Origin of the sequence: Curtobacterium sp. MR_MD2014, assembly GCF_000772085.1 — a bacterium.
Lineage (GTDB): Bacteria > Actinomycetota > Actinomycetes > Actinomycetales > Microbacteriaceae > Curtobacterium.
Window position 1 is genome coordinate 2,068,203 of record NZ_CP009755.1, and the last position, 16,480, is coordinate 2,084,682.

Consider the following 16,480-nt stretch of genomic DNA (forward strand, 5'->3'; position numbering starts at 1 on the left):
GTGCGTTCACAGGATACCTCCGGCCCCTCGTACCCTGGTCGTCATGCACCGCACCGCGATCGACGAGACCCCCGGCTTCCGCCTCGGTGACGGCGTGCCCCGCTTCTCGGTGCGTTCCGCCTCCGCGACCGCGGTGACCCTCGTGGTCGTCGACGCCGACGGTGTCGAGACCCGCCACGTCCTGTCGCGGACCGACGGCACCGACCGGTGGGCGGCGGAGACGCCGGACGTGCGGCCGGGCGATCGGTACCACCTGCTCGTCGACGGTCCGGACGGACCCCGCCACGCGTTCGACCCCGCGCGACCGCTGCTCGACCCGTACGCGCGTGGCATCGTCCCCGCGGCGACGGTCGCTGGGAGCGGCGGCCCACGGTGGACGAGCGTCGTGGTCGACGATGCCTTCGACTGGGGCGGTGTGCCGAAGCCCGACGTCCCCCTGGACCGGACCGTCGTGTACGAGGCGAACGTCCGCACGCTCACCGCTGCGAACCCCGACGTCCCCGAGCACCTGCGCGGGACGTACGCCGGCGTCGCGCACCCGAGCACCATCGCCCACCTGCGCCGCATCGGCGTGACGACCCTCGAGCTGCTGCCCGTGCACGCGTTCGACACCGAGGCGTGGCTCCGGGACGCCGGTCGCGAGAACGCGTGGGGCTACAACACCCTCGGGTTCTTCGCACCGCACGCGGCCCACGCCTCGTCGGACGCCCGTGCCGCGGGTGCCTCCGCGGTGCTCCGCGAGTTCAAGGGCATGGTGCGACTCCTGCACGAGGCGGGCATCCAGGTGCTGCTCGACGTCGTCTACAACCACACCGCCGAGGAGGGCACCGGCGGACCCACCACCTCGCTGCGCGGCATCGACGGGGCGGGGCGGTACCGCTGGACCGAGGACGGTGCGTCGTACTACGACACCACCGGCTGCGGGAACACGCTCGACACCTCGGTCGAGGCCACCGCGGACATGGTCGTCGAGAGCCTGCGCTACTGGGCGCGCGAGGTGCAGGTCGACGGGTTCCGGTTCGACCTGATGGCGGCGCTCGCCCGCGACGAGCACCACGTGTTCGACCCGGCGCACCCGTTGCTCGAGCGCATCCGGCAGCACCCGGACCTGCAGGACGTGCTCGTCGTCGCCGAGCCGTGGGACGTCGGTCCCGACGGGTGGCGCACGGGGGCGTTCGGCCCCGGCACGAGCGAGTGGAACGACGGGTTCCGGAACACCGTCCGCCAGTTCTGGCTGACCGACGTCGCCGAGGAACGCCGGAACGGCACCCCGCAGGCGGGCATCGGTCGGCTCGCCGAGGCGCTCACCGGGTCCCGCGGCACCTTCGGCCAGGAGCGCGGCCCCCTCGCGAGCGTCAACTTCGTCACGGCCCACGACGGCTTCACGCTGCTCGACCTCGTCTCGCACGACCGCAAGCACAACGAGGCGAACGGCGAGGACGGGCGGGACGGGTCCGACGACAACCGCTCGTTCAACCACGGGATCGAGGGCGACACGGCCGACCGCGGGGTGCGTGCCGCCCGGGGCCGGTCGATGCGGAACCTCGTCGGCACCCTGATGCTCTCGGCGGGCATCCCGATGCTGACCGCCGGCGACGAGCGCAGCAGGACGCAGCACGGCAACAACAACGCCTACGTCGTGTCCGACGACCTGACCGCCGTCGACTGGTCGGACGACGAGGACGCCGAGGCGATGACCGAGGCGGTCGCGGCGCTCACGCGGCTGCGCGCAGCGCACCCGGCGCTCCGGCCGACGCGCTTCGGGGTCGAGGGGCGGGAGACGCCCGGAGCGTCGCGCATGGCGTGGTACGGACCGGACGGGCAGCCGATGACCCCCGAGGGGTGGGACCAACCCATCCACCGGGTCGTGCAGTACTTCGCCGAGTCGACCCCGGAGCACGAGCCGTTCGACCGGGTGCTCGTGGTCGTGCACGGCAGCGGGCGGACGCGGGACCTGACGCTGCCGGCGCGCCAGGACGTGCTCGGGTACCGGTTGGCCTGGTCGAGCGAGAAGCACCGCGACCACGAGCGGCTCCGGCCGGGCGGGCAGGTCTTCACCGCGTACGGCCCCGGCATCCACGTCTTCGAGGTGGCGTAGGGCGGTCGTGGCCCTCCGCGCGCCCGTCCGGGGAAGGAACGGGCGACGGAGCCCGCACGTGCGCGTCCTGCACAGGCCGTGTGACGCGCCCGACACTGCACAGGGAACGCGTTCCGGGGAACGCGAGCGCTCCGGCCGGGTAGCGTCGCCTCCGTGGCCACCGCAGATCGACCCCGCCGACCGAAGATCGGACGCATCCCGATCACCCAGCTCGCGCCGACGACCCCGAACGGGTTCCCGGGCAAGGCGTTCGACGGCGAGGTGATCACGTTCGGCGCGACCGTCTTCCGCGAGGGCCACGGGATCATCGGCGCCGACCTCGTGCTCGAACGCCCGGACGGCGGCACACGCACCGTGCCGATGCTGCTCGGCGCCCCCGGCACGGACCGCTACGAGGCCACCGTGCAGGTCGACCACGTCGGCGTCTGGACGTGGCACGTCGAGTCGTTCTCCGACGACTGGGCGACGTGGCTGCACGCCGCCCGGCTCAAGATCGCCGCCGGTGTCGACACCGAGGCGACGCTCCTCGACGGCGCCGTCCTGCTCGACCGACTCGCCGCCGAGACCGACTCCAGCGCCGCCGTCCGCGCGGCCGAGCAGCTGCGGGACACCGACCTCGAGCCGACCGAGCGCCTCACGGCCGTCGACGACCCGCGCATCACGGGTGAGGTCGAGGACTCCCCGCTGACCTCGCTCCGGACGCACTCCCCCACGCAGCTCCTCGACGTCGAGCGGCAGCGCGCGGGCGTCGGCGCCTGGTACGAGTTCTTCCCCCGCAGCGAAGGGGCGAAGAAGAACGCCGACGGCTCGTGGAGGAGCGGCGACTTCCGCACCGCGGCCCGCCGGCTCCCGGCCGTCGCGCGCATGGGCTTCGACGTGGTCTACCTCCCGCCGATCCACCCGATCGGCACCACGGCGCGCAAGGGCCCGAACAACACGCTCACCCCGGGACCGCACGACCCGGGCAGCCCGTGGGCGATCGGTGGTCCCGAGGGCGGGCACGACGCGATCCACCCCGACCTCGGCACCGAGGACGACTTCCGCGTCTTCGTCGAGACGGCGAAGAACAGCGGGATGGAGGTCGCGCTCGACTTCGCACTCCAGTGCTCCCCCGACCACCCGTGGGTGGACCAGCACCCCGAGTGGTTCACGGTCCGGGCGGACGGGTCGATCGCCACGGCCGAGAACCCGCCGAAGCGGTACCAGGACATCTACCCGATCCAGTTCGACAGCGACCCCGAGGGCATCGTCACCGAGGTCCTGCGGGTCCTCGAGCACTGGATCGCGTTCGGGATCCGCATCTTCCGCGTCGACAACCCGCACACCAAGCCGCTCTGGTTCTGGGAACGCGTCATCCGCGAGGTCCGCGACCAGCACCCGGACACGGTGTTCCTCGCCGAGGCCTTCACCCGCCCGGCGATGATGCGCGCCCTGGCCGAGGCCGGGTTCCAGCAGTCGTACACGTACTTCACGTGGCGGAACACGAAGGAGGAGATCGAGGACTACTTCGCCGAGCTCAGCCACGAGACGAGCGCCTACCTGCGCCCGAACCTCTTCGTGAACACCCCCGACATCCTCACCGAGTACCTGCAGTTCGGCGGTCGCGCCGGTTACAAGGTGCGCGCCGCGCTCGCCGCGACCGGGGCGCCGACCTGGGGCATGTACGCCGGGTACGAGCTCTTCGAGGACGTCGCACGCCCGGGGTCCGAGGAGAACATCGACAACGAGAAGTACGAGTACAAGCCGCGCGACTTCGCCCTGGCCGAGGCCGAGGGCGCGAGCCTCGCGCCCTACGTCACGATGCTCAACCGCTTCCGTCAGGCCCACCCCGCGCTGCGTCAGCTCCGGAACCTGCACGTCCACGACGCCGAGGACCCGGCGATCGTCGTCTACTCGAAGCACCTGCCCGCCGAGTTCATCCGGTCGGGCCGCGCGGACACGGTGATCGTCGTCGCGAACGTCGACCCGCACTCGGCGCGCGAGACCACCGTGCACCTCGACCTCGCCGCGCTCGGGCTGCCGAACGAGCAGCCGTTCGTCGTCCGCGACGTCGTCACCGGGCAGCGCTGGGAGTGGGGTTCGTCCAACTACGTCCGCCTCGACGCCTTCCAGGAGCCCGTGCACCTGCTCGTCGTGGAGGGACCCGTCCGATGACCGACAGCGACCCGAAGGGGACCCCGCCGATGGGCTCCGACCGTCCCACCCCCGCCACCCCGGACCGAGGCCAGGGGCCGAGCGTCCCGCCGGTGCCGCCCCCGCCGCCGCCCGTGACCCGCTCCCGTGCCCCGGGCGAGGTCCCGCCGGCCGACCAACCGGCCCCCCGGTACGAGCCACGGGTCTCGGCACCGCACGAGGACCTCCCCGGCGCCGCGCCCGTGGCGAAGGAGACGCCGGACCGCGGGGTCCCGGAGTCGGCGACCCTCGCCGGCGCAGCTCGTGACGGCTCCCCGGCACCGACCGGCCCGGAGCCCACGGACCCGACCGGTCTGTCGGCGGACGGCGCGGACGCACCGCTCTCCGAGGGTGGACGCTCGGCGGCACCGGGAGCGACGGCGACCGCGGCGGACCTCGTCCCAGCACCCGAGTCCGCAGCACCACAGCCCGCGGCACCGCAGCACGCAGCACCGCAGCACGCAGCGCCCGCCGGCGGCTCCGACGTCGCCCCGACCTCGGGAGCGGCTCCCCGGCCGGCGCCGGTCGAGGACTGGCTCCGCCAGCAGGTGGCCGAGGGCCGTTGGTCCCAGCCGCACGACGTGCTCGGTCCGCACCCGGTGGACGGGGGCACGAGCGTGCGCGTCGTCCGGCACCTCGCGACGGCCGTCCGCATCGTGCGCCCCGACGGCGACGACGTCGAACTGACCCACGAGGGCGACGGTCTCTGGGCGGGCGCCACGACCGGCACGCTCGGTCGGTACCGCGTCGAGGCCGACTACGACCTCGACGAGTCCACCGACGCCGACGACGCGACATGGACCACCGACGACGCCTACCGCTTCGCGCCGACCATCGGCGAGCTCGACCTCCACCTGTTCGGCGAGGGCCGTGACGAGCAGCTCTGGCAGCACCTCGGCGCGCACGTCCGCACCGTCGACGGCGTCGACGGCGTCGCGTTCACCGTGTGGGCACCCCGCGCCACCGCCGTCCGCGTGATCGGAGACTTCGAGGGGTGGGAGGGCCGCACCACCGCGATGCGTCGCCTGAACGACCTCGGCGTGTGGGAGCTCTTCTGGCCCGGCGCCCTCGTCGGGCAGCGGTACAAGTTCCAGATCCTCACCGACTCCGGCTGGGTCGAGCGAGCGGACCCGTTCGCCCGACGCACCGAGGTCCCGCCGCTGACCGCCTCGGTCGTCACCGCCTCCGACCACACGTGGTCCGACGGCGACACCGCCTGGATGGAGCGTCGAGCGCAGACGACGACCCACGATGCGCCGATGAGCGTCTACGAGGTGCACCTCGGATCGTGGCGCCCCGGGCTCTCCTACCGCGAGGCCGCCGATGCGCTCATCGGCCACGTGCAGCACCTCGGGTTCACCCACGTCGAGTTCCTGCCGCTCGCCGAGCACCCGTTCGGTGGCTCGTGGGGCTACCAGGTCACCGGGTACTACGCTCCGACCGCGCGCTTCGGCACGCCGGACGACCTGCGCTACCTGATCGACCGCCTGCACAGCGCCGGCATCGGCGTGATCATGGACTGGGTACCGGGACACTTCCCGAAGGACGAGTGGGCACTCGCGAAGTTCGACGGCTACGCGCTGTTCGAGCACCCGGATCCGCGTCGCGGTGAGCAGCTCGACTGGGGCACCTTCGTGTTCGACTTCGGGCACCCGCAGGTCCGCAACTTCCTGGTGGCGAACGCGCTCTACTGGTTCGAGGAGTTCCACATCGACGGCCTGCGGGTCGACGCCGTGGCCTCGATGCTGTACCTCGACTACTCCCGCACCGAGTGGCTGCCGAACATCCACGGCGGTCGCGAGAACCTCGAGGCGATCTCGTTCCTGCAGGAGACGAACGCCACGGCCTACAAGCGCTACCCCGGCATCGTGATGATCGCCGAGGAGAGCACCTCGTGGCCCGGTGTCACCCAGCCGACGAGCGCCGGCGGGCTCGGCTTCGGCCAGAAGTGGAACATGGGCTGGATGCACGATTCGCTGCAGTACATCGAGCGTGACCCGGCGTACCGCGCGTACCACCACGACGAGATCACGTTCTCGCTGGTCTACGCCTTCAGTGAGCAGTTCACCCTGCCGATCAGCCACGACGAGGTCGTGCACGGGAAGGGCTCGCTCTACGGGAAGATGCCCGGCGACGAGTGGCAGAAGCTCGCGAACGTCCGGGCGTACCTCGCGTTCATGTGGGCGCACCCCGGCAAGCAACTGCTCTTCATGGGCCAGGAGTTCGCCCAGCCGTCGGAGTGGTCCGAGGCCCGGGGGCTGGACTGGTGGCTCCTCGACGATCCGGGACACCTCGGCGTGCAGGACCTCGTGGCGTCGCTGAACCGCGTCTACAAGGAGACCCCGGCGCTGTGGACGCACGACTCCTCCCCCGAGGGCTTCGAGTGGATCGAGGGCGGCGACGCGCCGCACTCGACGCTCGGGTTCCTCCGGAAGGACGGCGACGACCGCCTCGCGGTCTTCGTGAACTTCTCCGGGGTACCCGTCGAGCGCCGGTTCGGGCTGCCCGCTGCGGGCACCTGGCACGAGGTGCTCAACACCGACGCCACGGAGTACGGCGGGTCCGGTGTCGGCAACATGGGTTCGGTCACGGCCGACGAGACGCCGTGGGCCGGCCGCCCGGCCTCGGCCCACCTGGTGGTCCCGCCGCTGGGTGCGGTCTGGCTGCGACTGGCCGACTGACCCCGCCGCCGCGCGGACGCGACCGCGGGACGGACGGGAGGCCCGGTGCCAGCTGGCACCGGGCCTCCCGTCCGTCGTCCGCCCGTGTCGTCCGCCCGTGTCGTCCGCCCGTGTCGTCCGCGGTGCACGCCGAGCGAGACGCCCCCGAACACAGGAGACGCCCCCGTTCCCGGGGGCGTCTCGTGGTTCCTGCGGCGTCTCGCACTGACGCCGGCGTCTCGTACCGGCCGACGGTGGCGCGTTGGTCAGTACAGTGCGCTCGCCAGACGGCGCCGTGCCGCGGCCACACGCGGGTCGTCCACCCCGATCAGCTCGAAGTACTCGACGAGCCGGACGCGCAGCGTCTCACGGTCCGCACCGAACACCGTCGGGACCAGGTCGAGCAGCCGCCCGAAGGCGTCCTCGACGTGCCCTCCGCTGACGTCCAGGTCGGCGACGGCCATCTGCGCCTCGACGTCCTGCGGCGCCGCGGCCGCGGCACTGCGGAGCTCGTCGGCCGTGCGACCGTTCAACCGGTCGAGCAACGAGACCTGCGCGAGCCCGGCGACGGCCATCTGGTCGTTCGGGTCCTGCGCGATCGCGGTCTTGTACTCCTGCACGGCGGCGGCGTAGTCGCCCCGCTCGATGGCGTCGTACGCCGCCTGGTGGTGCGGCGGCAGCGGCTCGGGAGCGGGCTCGCCCTGGGGCTCCGTCTCGGCAGCGCCGTCGACGGTGACCCGACCGGTCACGCCGTTCTGCTCGGCAGCGGCGACGACCTGCTCGAAGACGTCGCGCACCTGCGCCTCGGGCAGCGCGCCGACGAAGAGTCCGAGCGGCCGACCACCGATCACGGCGGCGACGGTCGGGATCGACTGCGCCTGGAACGCCTGCACGAGCTGCGGGTTGGTGTCCGCGTCGACCTTGGCGAGCACCACGCGACCGTCGTACTCCGCGGTCAGCTGCTCGAGGATCGGCGAGAGCTGCTTGCACGGCCCGCACCACTCCGCCCAGATGTCGACGATCACCGGGACGACGGACGAGAGCTGCAGGACGTCCTGGAAGCTCTGGTCGGTGACGTCGATGACGAGCGACGGGACGGTCAGGTCGGCGTCGGGACCGGCACCGGTCGCCGGGACGCCGCCCGGCACGGCAGCGGCGCCGGCGCCGCCGGTGCCCGCGGCTGCGCCCGGGCCTCCGGCGGCAGCACCCGCTTGCTGCGTCGGCCGCTGCGCGCGGTCGACGAGGGACGACAGGTCGACGGCTCCGCGGAGACCGGACGGGGTCGGGGGGACGTTGGTCATTGCACCTCACTCGCTGCGGTCAGGCCCTGCGTGAACCCGAGCAGGACCACCTTCTCATCACTGCCGACCGGCGGCACGGAGAACAGCAGCTGGACGCTGTACGTCGCGCTGATCCCCTTCGTGCTCGAGTCGACGCCGGAGAGGGCCTTGACCGCCCCCTCGGTGTTGACCTCGGCGCCGGCCGCGGTCGGGGTCACCTTCTCGACCTCGTCGAGCGAGGCCGACACGAGCGCACCCGCGCCGTCCGTGGCGATCGCCACGGCGCCGTCGTCGGGCACCTCGGACGAGTACTCGATCTTCGCGGTGTCCGGCAGCGACTCGGCCTTCTTGTCCTTGTACGCCTTGCCGATCGTCGAGCGCAGACCGTCGCCGTCGGAGGCGAAGAGCGAGGCGGAGTCGCTGTCGGAGTCCTTCGCCAGCACGTCGCCGTACGCGGCCGCGATGTCGTCGGGCGCGATGCGCAGGAGCTTCGTGTCCCCGGCGAGCCGTGCCGCACCGATCGACGTCGGCGCCAGGCTCGGGATCTCCGCAGCGGCCTCGAGCGACACGTCGTAAGCGACCTTGTAGTCGTCGCGCGCGCTGTCCTGCACCAGGGTGAGGGCCTGCGGAGCGGTCTTCGCGGAGCAGTCCTCGGCGACGACCGTGAAGATCGTGCGCGGCCAGCTGTCGGTCTGCTGCGGGAGTGCCACGCAGACCTGACCGGCCGAGATCGCGGGCGGCGTCTCGACGTCGGTGTCCTTCTCGCGGATCGCGTAGTTCGCCTTGCGGAAGTCGAGGGCGGCCCCGGTGAAGCGGGTCTCGAGCAGCGTCGCGTCACGGTCGGCATCGGCCTTCGACGCGACCTCGGCGACCCGCTCGACGATCCGGCGGATCTGCTGCTCGGTCGCAGCGGTCGGTTCGGTCGAGTCCGCGGCGCCGGTGGCCGAGGCGGTCGGCGTCGGGGTGGCGCCGGAGCCACCGCCCTGCGGCCAGTAGTCCGACGAGCAGCCAGCGAGACCGAGCGCCCCCACGAGCACGATCGGCACGGCCACCAGGGAACGACGGCCACGACGACCGCGGACCGGCACCTGTGCTCCCGCGGCGGCTGCACGACGCGACGCCCGCACGCGCGGCGGACGCGACCCACCGCTGCGGCGACGCGGACCACGACCACGACGCTGGTGCAGGAACGCCCAGACCAGCAGCGCGACGCCACCGACCAGGAAGAGTCCGCCCGCGACGAGGAGCGGACCGACGGAGGGCGTCGCGGTGTCCCGCGGCCAGGTCACCGACACGTCGGTCGGCGCGGCGTCGGACCCGTCGGCGAGCACCACGACCGAGACGTCGGCGGGCAACCGGACGGTGAACCGTCCCGCACCGTCCCACTCCTGGTACCAGAGGTCGCTGCCCTTCGGGTCCGGCACGGAGTCGGCCGATCCCGTCGTGCGGCCGACCAGGCGGTCCTGCTCGGCGTCGAAGCGCAGGGTGGTGTGCTTCGCGTCACCGATCCACGCGTCGACGTCGGCGGTCCTGCCGTAGGCCGCGAACACCGTCCCGGAACCCGAGACGTCGATGCGCTGGTACCCGGGGTTCGCGTTGAGCGTCGACCCCGGGATCACGGTCACCGGGGCCGAGGCCGTGCTCGAGGACTCTGCGACGAGCGACGAGGGTGGCGCGAACACGGTGCGCTGCCCGACCGCGAGACCGACGAGCAGCAGACCGATGACGAAACTGACGATCGCCAGGACGAATCGCACGGATCTTCTCCCTACCGCGCCGGGGGTGGGGGGATCGGCGCGCGAATCAGCGCTCCAGGATAGCGAGGCACCCTGGACATCGCATCCCCCACCGCTGTCCACGGGCTCAGTCGGCGCCGGTGGGCCGCCACTAGACTCGTCCGCGGGCCAAGGGCTGGCCCTCCGCCGACCCCCAGGAGCAACACGTGGCGAACGACGAGGCCGAGTTCGGGACCGAGCTGCGCGGGTACCGCCGCGACGAGGTGGACCGCTCGGTGAACGAGCTCCGCCGCGAACTCATCAAGTCGAACACCGACCGCGCCGAGGCCGCCAAGGAGATCCGTCTCCTGCAGGCGCGTGTCGCGGACCTGCAGGGCGAGCTCGACGAGGCCGGCACCCCGACCTACAGCGGGCTCGGCACCCGCCTCGAGTCCACCCTGCGCGTGGCCGAGGAGCAGTCGACCCGACTCATCAGCCAGGCGGACATCGACGCCCAGCGGCTCCGCGCATCGAGTCGGCACGAGGCCGAGCGTCTGCTCCGCGAAGCCCGGCAGGAGGCGTCGGAGACCCTCGAGGACGCCCGCTCCCGTGCGACCGACGAGCTCACCCGCGCCCGGGCCGAGTCGTCCGACACGATCGAGCGTGCCCGTGCCGAGGCCGGCCTGCTGACCCAGGACGCCCGCAACGAGGCCGCCGCCGTCCGGGGTGCAGCCGTCACCGAGGCCGCCGAGGTCCGCTCGGTCGCCATCCGCGAGACCGATGCCCTGCGTGCCCGTGTCGAGCGCGAGGTCGCCGAGCTGCGCGAGGACGCGCAGCGCGCGGCCGAGGACGCCCGTCGCGCCGCTGCCGACCTCGACCGTGAGACCGAGCACCGACGCAGTGTGTTCGAGGCCGACCACGCCCGGCGCACCGCGGACCTCGACCGCGAGGAGACCACGCGGCGCGCCGCCCTCGAGCGCGAGGTCGCCGAGGGCCGCGCTGCCTGGCAGCGCGAGCGCGACGAGCAGCGCCGAGCGCACGAGCTCGCGCTCGAGACCGGCCGGGCCGAGCTCGAGTCCGAGGTCGAGCGCGGCCGGGCCGCACTCGAGGCGGAGACCAGCGACCGTCGTCGTGAGCTCGACGCCGAACTCGGTGCCGCCCGCGCACGCTGGGAGCGCGAGGCAGCCGAGGCGCGCACCGCCCTCGACCAGGAGCTCGAGGCCGCCCGTGCGCAGCTCCGTGTCGACGAGGAGCAGACCCGGGCCGAGAACGCACGCCTGGTGGAGGAGACCGCTGCCCGCATCGCCGCGGAACTCGAGGAGCACCGCGCCCGCCTCGAACGCGAGCGCGCCGAGGCCGACGCCGCCGCCGAGCGCGCCGCTCGCGAGCACGCCGACGAGCTCGCTGCGCGCCGCGAGCGGGAGCACGCCGAGGTCGACACCGAGATCGCCGACCGCCGCACGGCCGAGCTCTCCGACCTCGAGGCCGAGCGCACGGCGCTGCAGCAGGAGGTCGACACGGTGCGCGCCGACCTGCAGCAGGAACGCGACGAGGTCCGCACGGCGATCGCCCGGGAACGCGACGAGGCCCGCGCGGCGCTCGAGTCCGAGCTCGCCGCCCGCCGTGACGACGCCGAGCAGGACTACCTGCAGAAGCACCAGGAGACGGTGGCCGAGACGCAGAAGTACCTCGACGAGGCCAACCTGCAGCTCGCCGAGGCGACCCGCCGCGCGTCCGAGGCGCGGGAGCGCGCCGAGCGGCTGCAGCAGGAGGCCGACGACCTCGAGCGCACGAGCACCGCGCAGGCACAGGAACGTGCACGCACCATCGTCAGCGACGCCCAGGAGCGAGTCCACCGGATGATCGCGGAGGCCGAGGAACGGTCGGCCGCGGCGATCGCCGAGTCCGAGGACCGGCTCGCCGCCATCCGCACCGAGCGCGACGCGGTCGCCGGGTACCTGGAGAACCTGCGCGGCGTGCTCACGCACGCCACCGGGCTCCTCGACGAGTCCCCCGTGGCGGCCGGCCGGCCGGCGGACGACGAGGCCCTCGACGAGGACGCCACCGCCCGCTGAGGACGGCATCCGCGACCCGGCCCGGAGGCGCACCGCGCGCCTCCGGGCCGGGTCGCGTCCCCCCGCGCCAGCCGTGGCGCTCCCCGCTCACCCGGGACGGTCGGCTCGCGGGGCACGGTCGCCGTCCGGCCCTGACCGGTCGGTGGCGTCAGCCCGGTCGCGACGCCGACCGTGTGGTCAGTCGTCGAGGTGCGTCGGCAGCGGCGCGCTGCCCGGGACCACGAGGTCCGCGACGGCGTCGAGGACCGTGCGGACGTACCGTTCCCCGACCCACAGGTGCTTCGCGCCCGCGACGGGGACGACCCGCACGTTCGGCGCGACGGCGAAGCGGCGGACCGCGTCCTCCGGCTGCAGGAAGTCGTCGTGCTCCGGGACCAGCGCGACGACCGGGACGTCCACGTCCGCCCAGCGTCGGAGCTCGTCGTCCGAGATCCGGTGCAGCGGGGGCGACAGCAGCACCACGCCGGCGACGTTCCCCGCGGCGACGTGTTCGAGGCCGTGCTTGAGGACGACCTCGGTGCCGAACGACCAGCCGAGGAGCCACGGGGTCGGCAGTCCGCGTGCGACGGTCTCCTGCACGGCGGCGCGGAGGTCGAAGCCCTCGGACTCACCGTCACCGAAGACGCCCTCGGACGTGCCCCGTGGCGAGGTCACCGACCGGAAGTTGAACCGCAGCACCGCGATGTCGGCCAGCGCGGGCAGGCGCGAGGCAGCCTTCTTCAGCACGTGGCTGTCCATGAACCCGTGCGCGGTCGGCAGCGGGTGGAGCGTCACGAGCGTGCCCCGCGCAGGCCGGTCGAGCGGCTCGGCGAGCTCGCCGACGAGGGTGAGGTGGTCGTCCGTCACCAGTTCGATGTCGGTACGTCGGGCGGGGAGCTCGGTGTTCGAGCGGATCTCGGTGCTCATGCGATGCTCCAGCAGTGGTTGTGCCAGTGTCGGCGGGACGCCAGGTCGGCGTCGTCCCCGAGCACACCGTCCGCGCGCCAGACCACCACGTGCGCGACACCCGGCAGCACGGCCAGGCCGCAGCCCGGACAGACGTACTCCTTCTGTGCGGACGCCGCGGACACCGGTTGCACGGTGAAGGTGCGACCGCGACGGACCTCGGTCCGCCTCCACGAACTCAGGAGGCGGTCGAGACCGGTCTCGTCCTCGGTCGGCTCGGGACCACGACCACGGGGTCGCCGCGGTCGGTTGCTGCGCGGCACCCCGGAACTGCCGATCAGTACCAGTTGTAGGACTGGCTGTGGCCCCACGCGCCGCAGGGGGTGCCGTAGACGCCGGAGATGTAGTTGAGACCCCAGGTGATCTGCGTCGCGGGGTTCGTCTGCCAGTCCGCACCGGCCGTGGCCATCTTGCTGCCGGGCAGCGCCTGCGGGATGCCGTAGGCACCGCTCGGGTTGTACGCGTTGACGCGCCAACCCGACTCCTTGTTCCACAGCGACACGAGGCAGTTGAACTGCTCGCTCCCCCAGCCGCGTGCGGCGACCATCTGCTGGGCGATCTCCTGCGCGCTGCCCGGGTTCGGCGTCGCGGCCGTCGCCGCGAGCGTGTTCGACGGCGTGACGGCCGTGCTCTTCGCTGCCGGGTCGGCCTGGTCGTCGGTGGCTTCGGCCGGCTTCTCCTCGACCTTGGGCTTCGGCAGCGTGACGCCGTAGCCGTCGCGCGTCACGTCGAACGCGGCGTACGTGCCGTGTGCCGTGAACTGCTGCGGCTCCACGGGCGCCTTGACGAGCACCGGAGCGACGACGGCGGCCTGGGCGACGTCGGGCTGCATCGGGTTGAACAGCGAGCCGCCGACGAAGCCGAAGACGGCGAAGAACGACAGCGTCGGGATGGTCGCGCGTCCGCGCATGAACGAGTTGAGGGTCCGGGCGGCCTTCGGCTTCGCCGGTGCGGCGACCGCGCGTCGCTGCTGGACGATGCGCGGGTCGGCAGCACCGGTCGGTGCGATCGGTCCGCGGACGAGGACCGGAGCGGTCGCCGGTGCGGCGGACGTCGCGACCGGGGTCGGCGCCGTCACGGGTGCGCCCAGCGGTGTCGACGGCAGCGCTGCCGTCTCGACCCGCGGGGTCTCGTGGAGGACCGAGTGCCCCGTCGTGCGGAGTCGGTCGCGTGCCGCGCGGCGCTCACCGACGACCGGACGGTCGAGGTGCTCGCGGGTACCGCGGTCGGAGCTGAGGTCTGCCGTGTGCCTGCCCATGAGTGGGTCCAGGATAACGGAACGGTCACGGGAAGAGAAGCACCGGTGTCCCGCGCGTCGTCAGCGGACGGCGAGCATGACCTCGACGACCGCGTCGAGCAGCGCGTCCACCTGCGCCTCGCGGTAGCCGCCGTGCTTCGGGCGGAACACCACCGACCGGACCTCGGTCAGGCTGAGCGGCTTGCCGTCGCGGAAGTAGCCCGCCAGCCGCTCCGCGAAGACGTCGACGTCCTTCGGGTGGTAGCCGGTGCCGAGCGGGCTGGTGCGTGCGAACCGCTGCCCGGTGGGACGCTCGAGTCGCGCGACGACGTCCGACGCCTTGGCGCGGGCCTCGGCGTACCAGGCCTTCTGACCCGTCTCGGCGATCTCGCGCTCCCGCTCGCGAGCGGCGAAGGCGTCCTCGAGGCGCTCGAGCGCGGCGTCGACGTGTGCCGTGGAGTAGCCGCCCTTGCGCATGGAGAAGGCGGTCCTGCGGATCTTCGCCGCCTCGATGCCGGGAGCGGTGTCGCCGGCGGTGTACGCACGACGGGCGTCCTCGAGGAACCGCTCGACCTCGTCGACGTCGTACCCGAGGGACTTGCGGTCTGCGGAGGGGAAGGTCGTGGCCACGGCGACATTCTGCCAGCACCGGACCATGGCGCCACCTGGACGCGCGGTCCGACAGGGCGTCGGGCGCTCAGGTCAGTGGACGACCACCAGGAACAACACGTAGGCCACGGCCGACGACGGCAGGATGCTGTCGATGCGGTCGAGCAGCCCACCGTGCCCGGGCAGGAACGACGAGATGTCCTTGATGCCGAGGTCGCGCTTGATCATCGACTCGGTCAGGTCGCCGAGCGTGGCGGAGCCCGAGATGAGGACACCGAGGACGATGCCGGTCCACCAGGGCAGACCGAGCATGAGCCAGGTCACCACGATGCCGACCAGGATGCTCGCGGCGACCGATCCCGCGAAGCCCTCCCAGGTCTTCTTCGGGCTGATCCGCGGCGCCATCGGGTGCTTGCCGAGGTTGAGCCCGGTGGCGTACGCACCCGTGTCGACGGCGACGACCACCAGGATGAAGGCGATCACCCACAGCTCACCGCGGGGCTGGGCCGAGAGCAGCACGATGCACGCACCGAGCAGGGTGATGTAGGCCTGCACGAACAGACCGTTCGTCAGGTCGCGGGCGACGTGACCGGCCGGCGGCTTCTCCCGCGCGATCGCGACCTCGACGAGCCGCCAGACCGCGATGAGGACGATGCCGCCGAGGATCGCGAACAGCGCCGCGACCTGCCCTCCGAGGAACGCTGCCGGGACCATGACGACGGCCGCGGCCACGCTCGGGATGCGCGGCACGTCGCGCCCGGCGAACCGCATCGCACTCGCGAGCTCGTAGACGGCCACCCCGAGCAGGAAGGCCGCGACGACCATGAACGCCGGCTTCCAGATGAGGAGCGACCCCAGCATGACGACCGCGAACGCCAGGGCGATGGCGATCGCGGCCGGCAGGTTGCGGCCGGTGCGGGCGGTCAGTGCCTCGTTGCGCGCGCCGAAGTCCGCCTTGCGCTGCTTGAGCTGCGCCTCGAAGTCGGCGCGCGCCGCACGGGCACGGGCATCGAAGTCCTGTCGCAGCCCCTTCTTCGTGGTCGGGGCTGCTCCGGTCGGGCGCGGTTCTGTGGGGCGGTCGCCGCCCGGCTCGGGGAGACGCATCAGACCTCGAGGAGTTCGGCTTCCTTCTTCTTCAGCGCGTCGTCGATCTGGTCGACGTGCTTCTTCGTCAGGGCCTCGAGGTCCTTGTCGCCCCGGGCGATCTCGTCGTCGGAGATCTCACCCTTCAGCGCGTCGAGGTCGTCCTTCGCGCGGCGACGGATGTTCCGGATGACGACCTTGTGGTCCTCACCCTTGCCACGCACGAGCTTCACGAACTCCTTGCGGCGGTCCTGCGTGAGCTCCGGGATCGTCACGCGGACGATCTCGCCGTCGTTCGACGGGCTGGCGCCGAGGTTCGGGAACGTCGCGATCGCGCGTTCGATCTCCTTCAGGGCCGACTTGTCGTACGGCGTGACGATGAGCGTGCGTGCCTCGGGCGTCTGGAGCGACGCGAGCTGCGCGAGCGGCGTCGGGGTGCCGTAGTAGTCGACCGGGATCTTCTGGAAGAGGGCGGCGTTGATGCGTCCGGTACGGACGGTCGCGAAGTCGTCCTTGGCGACGTCGACGGCCTTCGCCATCTTCTCGGTGGCTTCGGTCAGGACATCACTGATCACGGTGGTTCTCCTTCGGTACTGCGTCGAGTCT

12 protein-coding genes are annotated in these 16,480 nt (G+C 72.5%); 4 read left to right on the plus strand and 8 right to left on the minus strand.

Features of this window, described 5'->3' with window-relative positions:
• The first annotated feature begins 43 nt into the window (after positions 1-43).
• The 3 genes from NI26_RS09530 (at position 44) to glgB (ending at position 6,951) form a co-directional block, all read left to right on the plus strand.
• Entirely contained in the window at positions 44-2,098 is a 2,055-nt protein-coding gene (locus NI26_RS09530) for a glycogen debranching protein (protein ID WP_066654790.1), read from the plus strand.
• 153 nt (positions 2,099-2,251) lie between these two features.
• Complete coding sequence (locus NI26_RS09535; protein WP_200884097.1) at positions 2,252-4,252, plus strand: alpha-1,4-glucan--maltose-1-phosphate maltosyltransferase; 2,001 nt, start codon at positions 2,252-2,254, stop codon at positions 4,250-4,252.
• Positions 4,249-6,951 (plus strand): 1,4-alpha-glucan branching protein GlgB, encoded by a 2,703-nt coding sequence (glgB, locus tag NI26_RS09540; protein ID WP_235426339.1) that lies wholly within the window; start codon positions 4,249-4,251, stop codon positions 6,949-6,951. The genes NI26_RS09535 and glgB overlap by 4 nt, the downstream gene beginning before the upstream one ends.
• Before the next feature lie 245 nt (positions 6,952-7,196).
• On the opposite strand, the gene NI26_RS09545 is transcribed toward glgB, so the two are convergent.
• Both NI26_RS09545 and NI26_RS09550 read right to left on the minus strand, forming a co-directional pair.
• The gene (locus tag NI26_RS09545; protein ID WP_066654793.1) at positions 7,197-8,231 is read right to left on the minus strand and encodes a tetratricopeptide repeat protein; all 1,035 of its coding nucleotides are present in this window, start codon (positions 8,229-8,231) and stop codon (positions 7,197-7,199) included.
• Positions 8,228-9,967, minus strand: coding sequence for a hypothetical protein (locus NI26_RS09550; protein WP_066654797.1), 1,740 nt, complete (start codon positions 9,965-9,967; stop codon positions 8,228-8,230). Before NI26_RS09550 ends, NI26_RS09545 begins: the two co-directional genes overlap by 4 nt.
• A 185-nt stretch (positions 9,968-10,152) precedes the next feature.
• Between NI26_RS09550 and NI26_RS09555 the strand changes: the two genes are divergently transcribed.
• Complete coding sequence (locus NI26_RS09555; RefSeq protein WP_066654799.1) at positions 10,153-12,000, plus strand: hypothetical protein; 1,848 nt, start codon at positions 10,153-10,155, stop codon at positions 11,998-12,000.
• Positions 12,001-12,177: 177 nt separating this feature from the next.
• Here NI26_RS09555 and NI26_RS09560 read toward each other — a convergent pair whose 3' ends face one another.
• The 6 genes from NI26_RS09560 to frr all read right to left on the minus strand — a co-directional run bounded on the left by NI26_RS09560 (position 12,178) and on the right by frr (position 16,449).
• Positions 12,178-12,906, minus strand: coding sequence for an alpha/beta hydrolase (locus NI26_RS09560; protein WP_066654801.1), 729 nt, complete (start codon positions 12,904-12,906; stop codon positions 12,178-12,180).
• Positions 12,903-13,208, minus strand: coding sequence for a hypothetical protein (locus NI26_RS09565; protein WP_066654803.1), 306 nt, complete (start codon positions 13,206-13,208; stop codon positions 12,903-12,905). The genes NI26_RS09560 and NI26_RS09565 overlap by 4 nt, the downstream gene beginning before the upstream one ends.
• Before the next feature lie 14 nt (positions 13,209-13,222).
• Complete coding sequence (locus NI26_RS17175) at positions 13,223-14,203, minus strand: transglycosylase SLT domain-containing protein (protein ID WP_235426340.1); 981 nt, start codon at positions 14,201-14,203, stop codon at positions 13,223-13,225.
• Positions 14,204-14,263: 60 nt separating this feature from the next.
• Complete coding sequence (locus NI26_RS09575) at positions 14,264-14,812, minus strand: DivIVA domain-containing protein (protein WP_200884098.1); 549 nt, start codon at positions 14,810-14,812, stop codon at positions 14,264-14,266.
• A 72-nt stretch (positions 14,813-14,884) separates the two neighbouring features.
• Positions 14,885-15,895 (minus strand): phosphatidate cytidylyltransferase, encoded by a 1,011-nt coding sequence (locus tag NI26_RS09580; RefSeq protein ID WP_081984918.1) that lies wholly within the window; start codon positions 15,893-15,895, stop codon positions 14,885-14,887.
• Entirely contained in the window at positions 15,895-16,449 is a 555-nt protein-coding gene (gene frr / locus NI26_RS09585) for a ribosome recycling factor (protein ID WP_066654807.1), read from the minus strand. The genes NI26_RS09580 and frr overlap by 1 nt, the downstream gene beginning before the upstream one ends.
• Between the last annotated feature and the right edge of the window lie 31 nt (positions 16,450-16,480).